Source organism: Bradyrhizobium sp. Ken51, assembly GCF_055807435.1.
In genome coordinates this window covers 1-15,437 of record NZ_JBVVPB010000028.1, presented here as the reverse complement: position 1 = coordinate 15,437, position 15,437 = coordinate 1, and the positions used below count along the sequence as shown (strand labels likewise).

13 protein-coding genes are annotated in these 15,437 nt (G+C 65.2%); 7 read left to right on the top strand and 6 right to left on the bottom strand.

The genetic code is table 11. The features are described 5' to 3' along the window. Positions 1 to 20: 20 nt before the first annotated feature. Genes AC0L27_RS32435 through AC0L27_RS32425 form a run of 3 tightly spaced genes read right to left on the bottom strand, consistent with a single transcriptional unit; the run spans position 21 to position 3,774 of the window. A complete protein-coding gene (locus AC0L27_RS32435; RefSeq protein WP_473321766.1) occupies positions 21 to 2,396 on the bottom strand; it encodes a xanthine dehydrogenase family protein molybdopterin-binding subunit in 2,376 nt (791 codons plus the stop codon). After that, entirely contained in the window at positions 2,393 to 2,917 is a 525-nt protein-coding gene (locus AC0L27_RS32430) for a (2Fe-2S)-binding protein (RefSeq protein WP_354065503.1), read from the bottom strand. The genes AC0L27_RS32435 and AC0L27_RS32430 overlap by 4 nt, the downstream gene beginning before the upstream one ends. Beyond that, a complete protein-coding gene (locus tag AC0L27_RS32425) occupies positions 2,914 to 3,774 on the bottom strand; it encodes an FAD binding domain-containing protein (protein WP_473321764.1) in 861 nt (286 codons plus the stop codon). Before AC0L27_RS32425 ends, AC0L27_RS32430 begins: the two co-directional genes overlap by 4 nt. Positions 3,775 to 4,025: 251 nt before the next feature. Here AC0L27_RS32425 and AC0L27_RS32420 point away from each other — a divergent pair, with 251 nt between their 5' ends. After that, positions 4,026 to 4,646, top strand: a complete 621-nt coding sequence (locus AC0L27_RS32420; RefSeq protein ID WP_027519406.1) for a TetR/AcrR family transcriptional regulator — start codon at positions 4,026 to 4,028, stop codon at positions 4,644 to 4,646. A gap of 6 nt (positions 4,647 to 4,652) precedes the next feature. On the opposite strand, the gene hutU is transcribed toward AC0L27_RS32420, so the two are convergent. The 3 genes from hutU to hutI are packed head-to-tail and all read right to left on the bottom strand — an operon-like array spanning position 4,653 to position 9,107. Next, complete coding sequence (hutU, locus tag AC0L27_RS32415; protein WP_473321762.1) at positions 4,653 to 6,323, bottom strand: urocanate hydratase; 1,671 nt, start codon at positions 6,321 to 6,323, stop codon at positions 4,653 to 4,655. Between the two features lie 13 nt (positions 6,324 to 6,336). Next, positions 6,337 to 7,896, bottom strand: coding sequence for a histidine ammonia-lyase (gene hutH / locus AC0L27_RS32410; protein ID WP_473321761.1), 1,560 nt, complete (start codon positions 7,894 to 7,896; stop codon positions 6,337 to 6,339). Beyond that, on the bottom strand, positions 7,893 to 9,107 hold the full coding sequence (gene hutI / locus AC0L27_RS32405; protein ID WP_473321759.1) for an imidazolonepropionase: 1,215 nt from the start codon (positions 9,105 to 9,107) through the stop codon (positions 7,893 to 7,895). Before hutI ends, hutH begins: the two co-directional genes overlap by 4 nt. Before the next feature lie 99 nt (positions 9,108 to 9,206). On the opposite strand from hutI, the gene AC0L27_RS32400 reads away from it, so the two are divergent. From AC0L27_RS32400 to AC0L27_RS32375, 6 genes are all read left to right on the top strand, one after another. Beyond that, complete coding sequence (locus AC0L27_RS32400; RefSeq protein WP_473321758.1) at positions 9,207 to 10,565, top strand: formimidoylglutamate deiminase; 1,359 nt, start codon at positions 9,207 to 9,209, stop codon at positions 10,563 to 10,565. Continuing rightward, positions 10,562 to 11,290, top strand: coding sequence for a histidine utilization repressor (gene hutC / locus AC0L27_RS32395; RefSeq protein ID WP_473306081.1), 729 nt, complete (start codon positions 10,562 to 10,564; stop codon positions 11,288 to 11,290). The genes AC0L27_RS32400 and hutC overlap by 4 nt, the downstream gene beginning before the upstream one ends. A gap of 106 nt (positions 11,291 to 11,396) precedes the next feature. Beyond that, on the top strand, positions 11,397 to 12,341 hold the full coding sequence (locus AC0L27_RS32390; RefSeq protein ID WP_354065489.1) for an ABC transporter substrate-binding protein: 945 nt from the start codon (positions 11,397 to 11,399) through the stop codon (positions 12,339 to 12,341). Positions 12,342 to 12,414: 73 nt separating this feature from the next. Continuing rightward, positions 12,415 to 13,188, top strand: coding sequence for an ABC transporter permease (locus AC0L27_RS32385; RefSeq protein WP_027519414.1), 774 nt, complete (start codon positions 12,415 to 12,417; stop codon positions 13,186 to 13,188). Continuing rightward, positions 13,185 to 13,970 (top strand): ABC transporter ATP-binding protein, encoded by a 786-nt coding sequence (locus tag AC0L27_RS32380; RefSeq protein WP_473321756.1) that lies wholly within the window; start codon positions 13,185 to 13,187, stop codon positions 13,968 to 13,970. Before AC0L27_RS32385 ends, AC0L27_RS32380 begins: the two co-directional genes overlap by 4 nt. Then, positions 13,963 to 15,195, top strand: a complete 1,233-nt coding sequence (locus AC0L27_RS32375) for a Zn-dependent hydrolase (RefSeq protein WP_275173275.1) — start codon at positions 13,963 to 13,965, stop codon at positions 15,193 to 15,195. Before AC0L27_RS32380 ends, AC0L27_RS32375 begins: the two co-directional genes overlap by 8 nt. The last annotated feature ends 242 nt before the right edge of the window (positions 15,196 to 15,437 follow it).

Sequence of the window (15,437 nt, the reverse complement as noted above, 5' to 3'; positions counted from 1 at the left end):
ATTTCCTCCAACTATCTTTTTTAGAATCGCTTCAGGGCTTTCAGGACTTTTGCAGGCGTGATCGGGATGGAATTGATGGTCGCACCGAACGGCGTGAGCGCATCGTTGACGGCGTTCAGCACACAGGCCGACGCCGCGGCCGTCCCCGCCTCGCCGCATCCCTTGGCGCCAAGCTCCGTGTCGGCGGTCGGTGTCTCGATATGGGCGATGACGATGTCAGGCATCTCCATCGGCATCGGGACGAGGTAGTCGGCGAGCGAGCCGTTCACGAGCTGGCCAGTCTCGCTGTAGCGGCATTCCTCGAACAGCGCCGCGCCCAGTCCTTGCACGATGCCGCCGCGCAGCTGCTCGTCCACCAGCATCGGATTGATGATCCGGCCACAATCCTCGACGATGAAATGCTTCAACATCTTGACGAAGCCGGTCTCGACGTCGACCTCCAGCGAACAGCCCTGGATGCCGTTGGTGAAGGCGAAAGGATAGCCCTGTGGCGCGAAGTGCTGGCTCACGGTGAGCTGAGCCTGCGTGCCCGGCGGCAGCGTATCGGAACGGAAATACGCAATGCGCGCGATCTCGGAGACCGGCATCCGCTGATTTCGCGTGCCGGCGTCGACGACCTCGCCATCGATGATGTCGAGTGCCGATGGCTGCTCCTGGAGGATGAGCGCGGCAATTTCCAGGATGTTGCGCCTGAGCGCGCGCGTAGCCTGGAGCGCAGTCTCGCCGCCGATGCCGGCGCCACGGCAGGCCCAGGTCGCACCGCCATGCGGCGTCACCTCGGTATCGCCGGTGATGACCTTGACGTGCTCTTGCGCGACGCCGAGCTGATCCGCGACGATCTGACTGATGATCGCCTCGGTGCCCTGCCCCTGCTCGGTGACCGAGATAAGGCAGCGCACTTCGCCTGATGGCGTCAGGCTGATGATCGCACCGTCCTGTGAGGAGATACGGGCTCCGCCAACGCCATAGAACGCGGGACTTGGATTGGTGATCTCGACAAAGGTCGCGATGCCGATCCCGCGATAGACGCCGCCCTTGCGCAACTCTGCCTGCTCGGAGCGCAGCGCATCATAATCCATCATCTCGTGCAGCCGCTTCAGGCAGGCCTGATGCGACAGCGCCTCGAAGCGGTAGCCGGTCGGGGAGGTCTGCGGATAGGCATCGTCGGCGATCAAATTCTGCGCTCGGATCGCGAAGGGGTCGAGACCGACCTTCACCGCGGCCATGTCGACCAGCCGCTCCGTGACGGCGCAGGCGATGGGATGGCCGACCGCGCGATACTGGCTGGTCTGCACCTTGTTCTGGAAGATCACCTCGAGCGTCGCGCGGTAGTCCTTGAAGCGATAGGGCGCGCCAATCAGGCGGATGACCTGGTTGCCCTCCACCACGCTAGTACGCGGATAGCTCGAAAATGCCCCGATCGCGGTCAGGTCCAGCACGTCCATCGCCAGGATCTCGCCCGTGCCATCAAGCGCCATCCGGGCGCGGACGCGGTGGTCGCGGGCGTGGATGTCGGAGACAAAGGATTCGATGCGGTCGGCAACGTATTTGACGGGACGGCCGAGCAGGATCGAAAGGCCGACCACGGCCATGTCCTCGTGATAGACATGCAGCTTCATCCCGAAGGAGCCGCCGATATCGGTCGCGATCACGCGAACGCGGGCCTCCGGGATGCCGTAGTGGCGCGAATAGAGGTCCTGGAATTGATACGGCGTCTGTGTCGCGTGGTGGACGGTGAGCGCACCTGCTGCGGGATCGTAGTCGGCGACGATGGCGCGCGGCTCCAGGGTCACGGCCGTATGGCGTCCGAAACAGAATTCCTCTTCCACCACATGGGCCGCATGTGCAAAGGCGTCGTCGACGCTGCCGTTGTCGAGCTGGCTACGGAAGCAGACGTTGTTGGCACTGCCCGGATTGATCAGCGGCCCGCCGGCCTCACGCGCGCTGTCGATATCGGCGACGATGGGAAGGTCCTCGTAGTCGATCTCGATCAGCTCCAGCGCATCCTCGGCGATCGCGCGGCTCTCGGCAACGACTGCAACCACCGCCTGCCCGGCCCAGACCACGCGGTCGAGCGGCAGCGGCAATTGCGGTGCCGAGGTCATGCCCTTGAAATGGTCGAGCGTGCCGGTCCAGGGCGTGCAGATCTTTGCGAGATCGGCACCGGTCGCAACGAGATGCACGCCTTCGAGCGCGCTCGCCCGCCCGGCATCGATGGAGATGATCTTCGCATGCGCATGCGGGCTGCGCAGGAACGCGGCATACAGCATCCGCGGCAGCCTGAGATCGCTGACATAGCGCCCGCGCCCGGCGAGCAGCCGCTTGGCGTTCGGGCGCGGCACGGAGCGGCCGATATAGGAATTCGGGCGATCGAGCGAGGTCAGCGGCGCGCTCATGTCGGGCCTCCGCTTTCGCTTCGCGCTTTTGCCACGGCGTCGATCGCATCGACGATCGCTTCATAGCCGGTGCAGCGGCAGTAATTGCCCGACAGCGCATCGCGAATGTCCTCACGGCTGGGCCGCGTCACCTGCGAGAGGAGTTCGTGGGCGTTGACCAGCATGCCCGGGGTGCAAAAGCCGCATTGCAGAGCGTTGCGGCGGTGGAATTCGGCCTGGAGGTCGGCGATTACGCCGCTCTCGGTGAGCCCTTCGATCGTATCGATCCTGGCGCCGTCAGCCTGCACCGTGAACATCAGACAGGCGTGCACGGCGCGGCCGTCGAGCTGCACAAGACACGCGCCGCAGGCGCCCATCTCGCAGCCGGCATGCGTGCCTGTCAGCTCGAGCACGTTGCGCAGGCAATCGACCAGCGTCTCGCGCGGCGCGACCTCGCAGGCGACCTTGCGGCCGTTGACGGTGAAGCGAACGCGCACGGTCTCGTCCGCATCATCCAGAAGGGATTCGTCGAAGCCGCTCATGCGCCCGCTCCGAGACGTCCGAGCATGCGTCCGAGCAGTACGCGGGCGAGATGGAGCCGCATCGCCGGCGGCACCTCGTCGCCATCAGGTGGTGCGAGATCACCTTCGAGCGCGGCCTGCGCTGCGGCGATGCGTTCAGCGCCAAGGCTCGAGCCGATGAGCGTAGCCTCCGTTCCTTTCACCCGCGTCGGCGTGTTGCCGACGGAAAAGAACGAGATCCGTACGTCGTCGATACGGTCGCCGGTGCAGGTCGCGAGCATACCGCAACCGACCAGCGCATAGTCCCCCCGTCGCCGGGCCAATTCGTCAAATGCAAAGCGCTGATCGGCCTTGAACAGCGGGACGAAGACCGCGGTGATCAGCTCGCCGGGCTGCAAAGCCGTCTCGAACAGGTCGACGAAGAAGTCGTCGGCCTTGACGCGCCGGCTGCCGGAAGGGCCGACAATCTCGATCTCGGCACCGAGCGCCAGCGTCATCGCCGGAAATTCGGAAGCCGGATCGGCGTGCGCGACACTGCCGCCGAACGTGCCGCGGTTGCGGATCGCGGGATGGGCGACGAAGGGCGCGGCCGCATGCAGCAGCGGCGCGAATTCGGCGATCAGCGGCTCGCTCAGCATCTCGCAATGGCGCGTCAGCGCGCCGATGCGCAAGAATGCGCCTTCACGCCTGACGCCGCGCAGCTCGGCAATGTGGGTGATATCGATCAGCAGCCGTGGCGCCTGCAGCCGCAGCGACAACGCCGGCACGAGGCTCTGACCGCCGGCGATGAAACGCGCATCGTCGCCGGCGCGCGCGTGAGCGTCCAACGCCTGGTCGATCGTCGCAGCGCGAAAATAGCTGAAAGCCCTCGCCTTCACCGCCGTTTCCTCGAATCCCTCGGCTCATCAGCCGGGACGCCAGATTTGTAACCATCTGGTCTCAAAATCCTGACACGCCGCCGGAAGCCGGTCAACAGGAAATGACCATTTGGTTACAAATGCGCGTTGGGCTATGAAGACAACTGGACGTGCGATTCAGCGACGAAATGGCCCGAAAAGCGCAGAAGACGAAGCGACCGGCCCGGAAGCGGGCCGAGACAGGCAGCAAGTCCGCGCCAAAGCGCCGCAACATGCGTGCGGCCGACCGCGAGCGCGCAATCCTGGACGAGGCAATCCGCTTCTTCGCCGAGCGCGGCTTCGAGGGGCAGACGCGCGAGCTCGCCAAGCGCCTGGGGATCACGCACTCCGCGATCTATCGCCACTTCCCGAGCAAGGAAGCGCTGATCGAGCGTGTCTACCAGGAGGTTTATCTCAGCCGCTGGTCGCCCGATTGGGGTCCGATGATCCGCGACCGCTCGCTATCGCTGGAGGCCCGGCTGACGCGCTTCTATCTCGACTATGTCGAACGCGTGTTCGAGTACAATTGGGTGCGGATCTTCGTCTTCTCCGGCATGAAGTCGTTCGGCATCACCGGCCGCTATCTCGACATCATCAGGCGCGAGATCATCGAGCCGGCGGCCGGCGAGCTGCGCCACGACCTGAAACTGCCCGAAGCAAAGACACATCCGCTCGGCGAGCGCGAGACCGAGCTGTTCTGGGGCCTCCACGGCCGCATTTTCTATCTTGCGATCCGCAAATTCATCTACGCGACGCCGATCCCGGCCGATCTCGACGCGATCGTCCGCGATGCAGTTCAGACCTTCATGGACGGCGCGAAGACGACCATGCCGAGGCTCCTGGCGCGCGACTGAGCCTGGCTACTTCGTCAGGCTCGGCAGATCGAGCCCTTTGTCGCGGGCGCATTCGATCGCTGTGTCGTAACCCGCGTCGGCGTGACGCATGACGCCGCTGGCGGGATCGTTCCAGAGCACGCGCGAAATCCGCTTTGCCGCTTCCGGCGTACCGTCGGCGACGATCACCATGCCGGCATGCTGGGAATAGCCGATGCCGACCCCGCCGCCGTGATGCAGCGATACCCAGGTCGCGCCGCTGGCGCAATTGAGCAGCGCGTTGAGCAAGGGCCAGTCGGATACGGCGTCCGACCCGTCCTTCATCGCTTCGGTTTCGCGGTTGGGGCTCGCCACCGAGCCGCTGTCGAGATGATCGCGGCCGATCACGATGGGCGCCTTCAATTCGCCGCGCGCCACCATCTCGTTGAAGGCAAGGCCCAGGCGATCGCGATCGCCGAGCCCGACCCAGCAGATCCGTGCCGGCAGGCCCTGGAACTTGATGCGCTCCCTGGCCATGTCGAGCCAGTTGTGCAGGTGCTTGTCATCAGGCATCAGCTCCTTGACCTTGGCGTCGGTCTTGAAGATGTCCTCGGGATCGCCGGACAGCGCAGCCCAGCGGAACGGCCCGACGCCACGGCAGAACAAGGGACGGATATAGGCGGGGACGAAGCCGGGAAAATCGAAGGCATTCTTCAGGCCCATGTCCTGCGCCATCTGGCGGATGTTGTTGCCGTAGTCGAGTGTCGGGATGCCTTGCCCATGGAAATCCAGCATGGCCTGGACGTGCTCAACCATAGAAGCTTTCGAGGCGCGCTCCACGGATTTTGGATCGGCGGTGCGCTTGGCTTCCCATTCCGTGAGTGTCCAGCCCTTCGGCAAATAGCCGTTGATCGGATCGTGCGCGCTGGTCTGATCGGTGACGATATCCGGCCTGACACCACGGCGGACCAGCTCGGGAAAAATCTCCGCGGCATTGCCGAGCAGGCCGACCGAGACCGCTTTGTTCGTCTTCGCCGCCTCCGCCATGATCGCAAGCGCCTCATCGAGCGTTGCGGCCTGGCGATCGAGATAACCGGTGCGCAGCCGCATCTCGATGCGGCTCGGCTGGCATTCGACGGCCAGCATCGAAGCTCCGGCCATGGTCGCGGCCAGCGGCTGCGCGCCGCCCATGCCGCCGAGACCGGCGGTCAGAATCCATTTGCCGGCGAGGCTGCCGCCATAGTGGCGGCGGCCGACTTCAACGAAGGTTTCGTAGGTGCCCTGCACGATGCCCTGGCTGCCGATATAGATCCAGGAGCCGGCCGTCATCTGGCCGTACATCATCAGGCCCTTCCGATCGAGCTCGTTGAAGTGATCGAGCGTCGCCCAGTGCGGCACGATGTTGGAGTTCGCGATCAGGACGCGCGGCGCATCGGCATGGGTGCGGAACACGCCGACGGGCTTGCCGGACTGGACCAGCAGCGTCTCGTCGGCTTCGAGCTTGCGCAACGCCGCAATGATCCGGTCAAAGCTCTCCCAGTCACGCGCGGCGCGGCCGATGCCGCCATAGACGACGAGCTCGCTCGGACGTTCTGCAACGTCGGGATCGAGATTGTTCATGAGCATGCGCAAGGGAGCTTCCGTCAACCAGCTCTTGGCGCTGATTTCGCTGCCGCGGGGCGCGCGGATGGTGCGGTCATTGTCCAGTCGGCGGTTCATGCGGAACACCTCGTCAGGCAAGCGTCGGAAACGGGTCAGTTGAAAGTACGGCGAGCGCCGCAGCCGGCAGCGCGTCGGCCTCGACCAGCGCTGCAGCCTTGGCGAGATCGCCGGCCATGTAGCGGTCGTCGCCGAGCGCCGGCACCTGCTCGCGCAGTGCGGCGATGACGGCAGCGAGCGGCGCGCTGGTTGCATGCGGCGCGCGCAGCGTGATGCCCTGGGCGGCGACCAGCAGCTCGATTCCCAGGATGGTGGCGAGATTGTCGGCCATGTCCGACAGCCGCCGCGCGGCATGCGCGGCCATGGAGACATGGTCTTCCTGGTTGGCACTGGTCGGCGTCGAGTCGATCGAGCAGGCAGAAGCGCGCTGCTTGTTCTCGGCATAGAGCGCGGCCGCCGTCACCTCGGCGATCATGAAGCCGGAATTGATACCGGGATCGGGGGTGAGGAACGGCGGCAGGCCGAAATTGAGCGCGGGATCGACCAGCGTCGCGATGCGCCGCTCGCTGATCGCACCGATCTCCGACAGCGCCACCGCGATGGTATCCGCCGCAAAGGCCACCGGTTCAGCGTGGAAATTGCCGCCGGAGACGATCTCGCCGGTCTCGACCAGGACGAGCGGATTGTCGGTGACGGCGTTGGCCTCGACGATCAGCGTCCGCGCCGCCTGCACGATCAGGTCGAGCGCCGCGCCCGCGACTTGGGGCTGGCAGCGCAGGCAATAGGGATCCTGCACGCGCTCGTCGCCTTCGAGATGCGACAGGCGGATGTCGCTGCCGTCGAGCAGCGCCATCAGGGTTGCCGCCGCCGCGATCTGTCCGGAATGACCGCGCAGCGCCTGGATCTCGGGGCGGAACGGCGCCGTCGAGGCCATTGCCGCATCGACCGACAGCGCGCCGGTGACGAGCGCGGCGCGGGCCAAGCTAAATGCGCGCAGCACGCTGGAGACGGCGTAGGCGGTGGAGAATTGCGTGCCGTTGATCAGCGCGAGCCCTTCCTTGGGCCCCAATGTCAGCGGCACGACGCCGGCGGCGGCGAGCGCCTCGCTGCCCGATACGATCTTGCCGTCGACGAACGCCTGTCCTTCGCCGATCATGACCGCAGTCATATGTGCGAGCGGCGCGAGATCGCCGGAAGCACCGACCGAACCTTGCTGCGGCACCAGCGGTGAGACGCGCCGCGCCAGCATGGCTTGCAACTGTTCAATCACCTCGCGGCGCACGCCGGAGGCGCCGCGCCCGAGCGAGATGATCTTCAGCGCCATCATCAGGCGGACGATCGGCTCGGGGGTTGCCGCACCGACGCCGCAGCAATGCGAGACGATGAGATTGCGCTGGAGCAGCGCGGTCTGATCGGCCGGAATGCGCTTCGAGGCCAGTTTTCCAAAGCCGGTATTGATGCCGTAGACGGGGACGTCGGCTCGCGCGGCCCTTGCAACGATCTCCGCGGCCGCGTCGACGCGCGGCCAGAACGCGGGATCGAGAACGACAGATGCGCCTTCGAGCACGCGCGCGAGATCATCGAGGCTGACCGTTCCCGGTTTGACGACGATCGCCGCGCCCGGCTCCGTCATTGTCCCCTCCAAACCCGGCGATGCAGCGGATTGAAGCCGATGCGGTAGACCAGCTCGGCGGGGCGATCGATGTCCCAGATCGCGAGATCACACCATTTGCCAGCCTCAAGCGTGCCGGTATCATGGAGCACGCCGAGCGCTCGCGCGCCTTCGCGGGTGACACCGGCAAGGCACTCGGCCACATTCATTCGGAACAGCGTCGCACCCATGTTCATGGCGAGCAGGAGCGAAGTCAGCGGCGAGCTTCCGGGATTGCAATCGGTCGCGAGCGCCATGGCAACGCCGTGCTTGCGGAACGCCTCGACCGGAGGTTTTTGCGTCTCGCGGATGAAGTAGAAGGCGCCGGGCAGCAGCACGGCCGCCGTTCCGGCCTTTGCCATCGCGGCGGCACCGGCTTCGTCGGTGTGCTCGAGGTGATCGGCCGATAGCGCCGAGAATTGTGCGGCGAGTGCGGCACCGCCGAGGTTCGAGAGCTGGTCGGCATGCAGCTTGACCGGCAGTCCAAGCCGCCTCGCCGTCTCGAACACCCGCGCCGTCTGCTCCCCGGAGAATGCGATACCTTCCATGAAGGCATCGACGGCATCGGCCAGGCCGGCCTGCGCGACCGACGGCAACATCTCCTTGCAGACGAGATCGATGTAGCGATCCTTGTCGCCCTCCGCCTCGATCGGCAACGCGTGCGCGCCGAGGAAGGATGTACGGATCGCGACCGACCGCTGACGGCCCAAGCTTCGCGCAGCGGCCAGCTGCCGCATCTCGGTCGCGGTGTCCAAGCCGTAGCCGGACTTGATCTCGACCGTGGTGGCGCCCTCGGCAATCAGCGCATCGAGCCGCGGCAGCGCGTGGGCTACGAGTTCGGCCTCGCTTGCCTTGCGCGTCGCAGCCACCGTCGAGACGATGCCGCCGCCGGCGCGCGCGATCTCCTCGTAGCTCGCGCCCTTGAGGCGCAGCTCGAATTCATGGGCGCGGTTGCCGCCATAGACCAGATGGGTGTGGCAGTCGACGAGACCGGGCGTGATCCAGCGCCCTCCGCAATCGATCCGGTCGGCCGCATCGGCACTCACCGGAAAATCGGTCTGCGAACCCGCATAGACGATACGGCCGCCGCGCGAGGCGATGACGCCGTGCTCGATCTCACCGGGATCGGGACGGTCGGCCCGCATCGTGGCGAGCCGGGCGTTATGCCAGATCCGGTCGAAGCGCTCTGCCATGCAACTGTCCCTTCGCGGATGCCCCTGCGCCCCGGGATGCTTGACTTATATGTCTAGACATATAATCGTGTCGCGGTTCTGTCCAGCCGGCATGGAAACATGACACGACTGCATTTCGCCTCCGCGCTCCTGCCCTCGGGCTGGGCCAATGACGTGCAGGTGGTGATTACCGCCGGCGCGATCGCCGAGGTGACCGCGGGCGTGGCCCCGGCCTCCGGCGACGAACGCCACGCTATTGCACTTCCTGGACTTGCGAGCCTGCACAGCCACGCCTTCCAGCGCGGCATGGCAGGTCTCGCAGAACTGCGCGGCGATAGCACCGACACCTTCTGGACGTGGCGCGAGACGATGTACCGCTTCGCGCTGGCGATGACGCCTGACGACGTCGCGGCGGTCGCGACACTGCTTTATGTCGAGATGCTGGAGCAGGGTTTTACCCGCGTCGGCGAATTCCACTATCTGCATCATGATCGCGACGGCTCGCCCTATGCCGACGCCGGCGAAATGGCCGCACGCATCGCGCAGGCCGCCGAAGCTTCGGGTATTGCGCTGACGTTGCTGCCGAGTTTTTATGCGCATGGCTCATTTGGGGGCGCAGCACCGCATGCCGGCCAGCGCCGCTTCATCTGTACGGTTGATCAGTTCGCCGCGCTGGTGAGCGCCTCGCGCAAGGCGATCGCAACATTGCCGGATGCCAACATTGGCATCGCGCCGCACAGCTTGCGCGCTGTGATGCCGGCCGAGCTTGCGGCGATCATTCCGCTTGCTGAGGGCGGACCGGTGCACATTCATGCCGCCGAGCAGGTGAAGGAAGTCGAGGATTGCCTGGCGTGGTCCGGACGACGTCCGGTGCAATGGTTGCTGGAACACGCGCCGGTCGATCAGCGCTGGTGCCTCATTCACGCCACCCATACGACGAATGAGGAACTGGCCGCCCTCGCCAAGACCGGCGCGGTCGCCGGGCTCTGCCCCATCACCGAGGCAAGCCTCGGCGACGGCATTTTCCCAGCTCGCGAATTCGTCGGTGCCGGCGGTGCCTTTGGGATTGGCACGGATTCCAATGTGCTCGTCGGCGTCGCCGACGAGCTGCGCCAGCTCGAATATGGCCAACGGCTCAAGCATCGCGAGCGCAACGTGCTCTCTGCCGGTGCAGGCCGCTCGACGGGACGCGCCCTGTTCGATCATGCATTTGCAGGCGGCGCGCGGGCACTGGCACAGATGTCAGTCGGTCTCACGCCAGGTGCGCGCGCCGACATCGTCACGCTCGACATCACCCATCCCTCGCTGGCGGGGCGCGTGCGCGACGCCGCCATCGACGGCTGGATCTTTGCTGCGGGCAGCGGTGCGGTCGATTGCGTCTGGGCCGGCGGCGACAAGGTCGTCGAAGGCGGCCGGCACAGACTGCGCCAGGCCGCGCGCGAACACTTCAACGCATCGGTGCGGAGGCTCGTTGCATGAGCCTGGCCACTGATACGACCGACCAGCCCACGCTCTACAAACGGATTCGCGCCGATATCGAGAACCGCATTCTGACCGGCGAGTGGCCGCCCGGGCATCGCATCCCGTTCGAGCACGAACTGGTCGCGCGTTACGGCTGCTCGCGCATGACCGTGAACAAGGCTCTGTCGGAGCTCGCGCAAGCCGACCTGATCGAACGGCGGCGACGTGCCGGCTCCTTCGTCCGCCGGCCACAACATCAGTCCGCCGTGCTCAAGATCGCCGACATGCGCGCCGAGATCACTGCGCTCGGGCGTGCTTACGGCTACGAGCTGATCGGTCGCAAGCTCCGCGCCGCGACCGCTGCCGACCGCGACCGGCTCGGCGTCAAGAAGGCCGGCAAGGTGGTCGCGATCACCTGCCGCCACAGCGCCGACAACGTGCCCTTCGCCGTCGAGGACAGGTTGATCGATCTCGCGTCGGTGCCGGATGCGGCGACCGCAGATTTTTCGCGTGAGCCGCCCGGCTCGTGGCTGCTTCACCATGTTCCATGGACAGAGGCCGAGCATACGATCAGCGCTATCGTTGCGGACGATCGCACGGCAGAAGCGCTCGACATTGCCGTCGGCGCACCCTGCCTCGTGATCGACCGCTATACTTGGCGCAGCGCGCGCACGATCACCGCGGTGCGGCTGCTCTATCCCGGTGACTCTCACCGCCTTGTCGCCCGATTCAAGGGAGGCTGAGAGGACGATGTCGGCACAAATCGTGCAACGCTTCGGGCAACGGTCCATGAGGACCGACCAAGATCAACAGGACGTCAATCCATCGATCGGCAAGAGGACGACAATCATGCGTAGTTCGAAAGTATTTGCGACAATCATTGCTCTCACAGCTTCCACTTCCGTGCTCGCCGACGACGTCAAGGTCGGCGTCGGCATTTCCGGATGGACGGGGTTCGCGCCGCTGACGCTGGCGAAGGAAGCCGGCATTTTCAAGAAGAACGGCCTCGACGTTACCATCAAGAAGATTCCGCAGAAGGATCGCCATCTCGCGATCGCCTCCGGTGACGTCCAATGCGCGGCAACGACCGTGGAGACCTGGATCTCCTGGAACGCCAACGGCGTCGCGACCAAGCAGATCTTCCAGCTCGACAAGAGCTACGGCGCCGACGGCATGGCCGTGCGCAACGAGCTCGCCGCGATCAAGGATCTGAAGGGCAAGACGGTTGCGGCGTCCGCGCCCGGCACCTCGCCCTATTTCGCGCTGGCCTGGATGCTCAAGAAGAACGGCTTGTCGGTTAAGGACGTCACCGTCGTGAATCTCGAGCCGGCTGCGGCCGCGCAGGCCTTCGTCTCCGGCCAGAACGATGCCGCCATGACCTATGAGCCGTACCTGTCGACGGTTCGTGCCGCACCCGACAAGGGCAAGATCATCGCGACCACGCTCGACTATCCGATGGTCATGGACACGTTCGGCTGCACGCCGAAATTCCTCACCGAGAACCCGAAGGCCGCCAAGGCGCTCGCCGACAGCTATTTCGAGGCCCTCGAAATGATCTCCAAGGACCAGGCCAAGGCCTACGAGATCATGGGCGCCGACGTGAAGCAGACCGGCGAGGCCTTCGGCAACTCGGCAAAGTATCTGCGCTGGCAGGACAAGGCTGCGAACCAGAAATTCTTCGCCGGCGATTTCCTGACCTTCAACAAGGAGGCCGCCGACCTCCTGCTCGAGATCGGCATCATCAAGGCCGCGCCGAAGGTCGAGGATCTCTTCGACGCGAGCTATATCAAGTAAGTCTCCTAGGAGCCGCCGGCCCCGTCTCGCGGCGGGGCCGGCAAACTTGTTCACCGCCCGGATAGACAGTTTGATGCGTCCCCTCGATCCCGTGACGTCAAGGCAGCGCGTGGCTTACGGCCTTGCGTTCTTCGTGGTGTTCGTTGCCCTCTGGTCCTGGGCGACCTTCGGCGGCCACGTGTCGAAGGTGTTCCTCGCCAACCCGCTGACCATGGTGCAGGAAGGCGTCGATCTGATCGTCAAACAGGGCTTCCTGTTCGACATCGGCATGACAATCTGGCGCGTCGTCGGCGGCTTCGTGCTGGCCGCCATCATCGCGGTGCCGTTCGGCGTGCTGATGGGCGCGTACAAGCCGGTCGAGGCGTTCCTCGAGCCGTTCGTCTCCTTTGCGCGCTATTTGCCGGCCTCCGCTTTCATTCCTCTCCTGATTCTGTGGGCCGGCATCGGCGAGCTGCAGAAGCTGCTCGTCATCTTCATCGGTTCGGTGTTTCAGATCATCCTGATGATCGCCGTCACCGTCGGTACCACGCGGCGCGACCTGGTCGAGGCCGCCTATACGCTGGGGGCCAGCGACCGCGGCATCATCCGCCGCGTGCTGTTGCCCTCTTCCGCGCCGGAGATCGCCGAGATCCTGCGGCTGGTGCTGGGCTGGGCCTGGACCTATGTCATCGTCGCCGAACTGATCGGCTCCTCCTCCGGCATCGGCCACATGATCACCGACAGCCAGGCGCTGCTCAACACCGGCCAGATCATCTTCGGCATCATCGTGATCGGGCTGATCGGCCTCGTCTCGGACTTCCTGTTCAAGGCGTTCAACGCGTGGCTGTTTCCCTGGAGGCTCGCATGACGATCCTCAAGATCGAACAGGTCTCGCGGACCTTTCCCGCGCGCCACGGCAACGCCCCAACGAGGGCACTGGAGCCGACCGATCTTGTGATCGGCAACAACGACTTCGTCACCATCCTCGGCCCTTCCGGCTGCGGCAAGTCCACGCTGCTTCGCATCGTCGCCGGCCTGGATCGCCCGACCGGCGGACGCGTGGTGCTCGACGGACGCGAGGTCACCGGTCCGGGCGCCGACCGCGGCATGGTGTTCCAGTCCTACACGCTGTTTCCCTGGCTGACGGTGCGCGAGAACATCGCCTTCGGCCTGCGCGAGCGTCGGGTGTCCGAGTCGGAGCGAAACAAGATCGCCGACGCCTTCATCCGCCAGGTCGGTCTGTCCGGCTTCGAGAACCATTGGCCAAAGCAGCTCTCCGGCGGCATGCAGCAGCGCACCGCGATCGCGCGCGCGCTCGCCAATGACCCCAAGATCCTGCTACTCGACGAGCCATTCGGCGCGCTCGACAACCAGACTCGCGCCCTGATGCAGGAAATGCTGCTCGGGATCTGGGAGCGCGACCAGAAGACCGTGCTCTTCGTGACCCACGACATCGAGGAAGCGATCTTCCTCGGCAGCCGCGTCATCGTCATGAGCGCGCGCCCCGGCCGCATCAAGGCCGAGATCAACGTGGACCTGCCGCATCCGCGCTCCTACAAGATCAAGACCACGCCCGAATTCGTCCAGTTGAAGGAACGGCTGGTCGAGGAGATCCGCACCGAGGCGTTGAAGGTTGCCGAGCATGCCTGACACTTTTTCACGCGCAAACGGGATACGCGTTCTCGCCGATCTCAATGCGCTCCGCGCCATCGGCGCCTACAAGACCGGCGTGCACAAGCCGACCTTCTCCGAGCCGCACAGGCTTTCGCTGGATTGGCTGGTGCGGAAGCTGCCCGACGCGGGCCTCACCGCGGCGATCGACGGCATCGGCAATGTCTTCGGCACCAGCGCAAAGCCGGGACCCAAGCTGCTGGCGGGATCGCATCTCGAAAGCCAGAACTACGCCGGCTGGCTCGACGGGCCGCTCGGCGTCGTCTACGCGCTCGAAGCGGCCCGCGTGCTCAATGCCGATCCCTCGCTCGACGGCGCGGTCGAACTTGCCGCCTGGTGCGACGAGGAAGGACATTTTGGGCACTTCCTCGGTTCGCGCTCCTATGTCGGACAAGTGACCGAGGCCGACATTGATGCCGCACGCGACCGCACCAGCGGCCGCAGCATGCGGGAGGCACTCGCCGACATGGGGCTGGCAGGACGACCGCGCATTACCGCCGAGCCGGGCCGGCATGTCGGATATCTGGAAGCGCATATCGAGCAGGGCGACACGCTCGAAAGCGGTCGCCTTGCGATCGGCGTCGTCACCTCCATCGTGGGCATCTGGCAATACCAGATCAATTTCGTCGGTGAGCAGAATCACGCCGGCACCACCCGCATGGCTGCACGGAAGGATGCCGGGCTGGCGCTGGCAAAATTCTGCGTCGCGATCGACGAGCGTTTCCCTGATACAAGCGGCCCGCGCACGGTCTGGACCACCGGCCGCATCACGCTCGATCCTGGCGCGCCCAGCATCATTCCGGGGGGAGCCGAAATGCTGTTCCAGATCCGCGACGACGATCCATCGGTTATCGCGCGGCTGGAGGAGTTGCTGCGGAGCATGGTGTACGAGGCCAGCGCGAAAGGCCCCTGCACCATCACCGTGGAAAAGATTCGCACTGGCGCTCCGGCCATGATGAACGCGGGCATCCAGGACGCGATCGAAGCCGCGAGCAAGGCCCTTGCCGGCGGACGGTCCGTCCGCATGCCCAGCGGCGCCGGCCACGACGCGCAGATGCTGGCGACGGTCATGCCCGCGGGTATGCTGTTCGTACCGTCGATCGGCGGCATCAGCCATCACTGGACCGAGAACACCGCCGACGTCGACATCGTCACGGGCGCGCAAGTGTTCGTCGAAGCTTGTCGGCGGATACTCGGCGGCTAGAACGGCGTGCCGCCCCCACTCTCTCCCCATCGTCATTGCGAGCGAAGCGAAGCAATCCAGAATCTCGCCGCGGCGGCAGACTGGATTGCTTCGCTTCGCTCGCAATGACGGAGTATGAGGCGGTAGCGCCGCTGTTCCAGTTAGCATTTTGAATTGCAGACACAGCTTCGCAGCCTCGCGGCGCATTTCGCCCGAGTTTTGCTTCGTCATTCCACCCTCTTATCCAAGAGGGCGCAGGGAAG

Bases quoted from the DNA above. Each gene is read 5' to 3' on its own strand.
- hutI (WP_473321759.1), bottom strand. From the start codon at position 9,107: ATGGCAGAGCGCTTCGACCGGATCTGGCATAACGCCCGGCTCGCCACG.
- AC0L27_RS32375 (WP_275173275.1), top strand. From the start codon at position 13,963: ATGCCTGACACTTTTTCACGCGCAAACGGGATACGCGTTCTCGCCGAT.
- AC0L27_RS32380 (WP_473321756.1), top strand. From the start codon at position 13,185: ATGACGATCCTCAAGATCGAACAGGTCTCGCGGACCTTTCCCGCGCGC.
- AC0L27_RS32400 (WP_473321758.1), top strand. From the start codon at position 9,207: ATGACACGACTGCATTTCGCCTCCGCGCTCCTGCCCTCGGGCTGGGCC.
- hutC (WP_473306081.1), top strand. From the start codon at position 10,562: ATGAGCCTGGCCACTGATACGACCGACCAGCCCACGCTCTACAAACGG.
- hutU (WP_473321762.1), bottom strand. From the start codon at position 6,323: ATGAACCGCCGACTGGACAATGACCGCACCATCCGCGCGCCCCGCGGC.
- AC0L27_RS32435 (WP_473321766.1), bottom strand. From the start codon at position 2,396: ATGAGCGCGCCGCTGACCTCGCTCGATCGCCCGAATTCCTATATCGGC.
- AC0L27_RS32430 (WP_354065503.1), bottom strand. From the start codon at position 2,917: ATGAGCGGCTTCGACGAATCCCTTCTGGATGATGCGGACGAGACCGTG.
- AC0L27_RS32390 (WP_354065489.1), top strand. From the start codon at position 11,397: ATGCGTAGTTCGAAAGTATTTGCGACAATCATTGCTCTCACAGCTTCC.
- hutH (WP_473321761.1), bottom strand. From the start codon at position 7,896: ATGACGGAGCCGGGCGCGGCGATCGTCGTCAAACCGGGAACGGTCAGC.
- AC0L27_RS32420 (WP_027519406.1), top strand. From the start codon at position 4,026: ATGCGTGCGGCCGACCGCGAGCGCGCAATCCTGGACGAGGCAATCCGC.
- AC0L27_RS32385 (WP_027519414.1), top strand. From the start codon at position 12,415: ATGCGTCCCCTCGATCCCGTGACGTCAAGGCAGCGCGTGGCTTACGGC.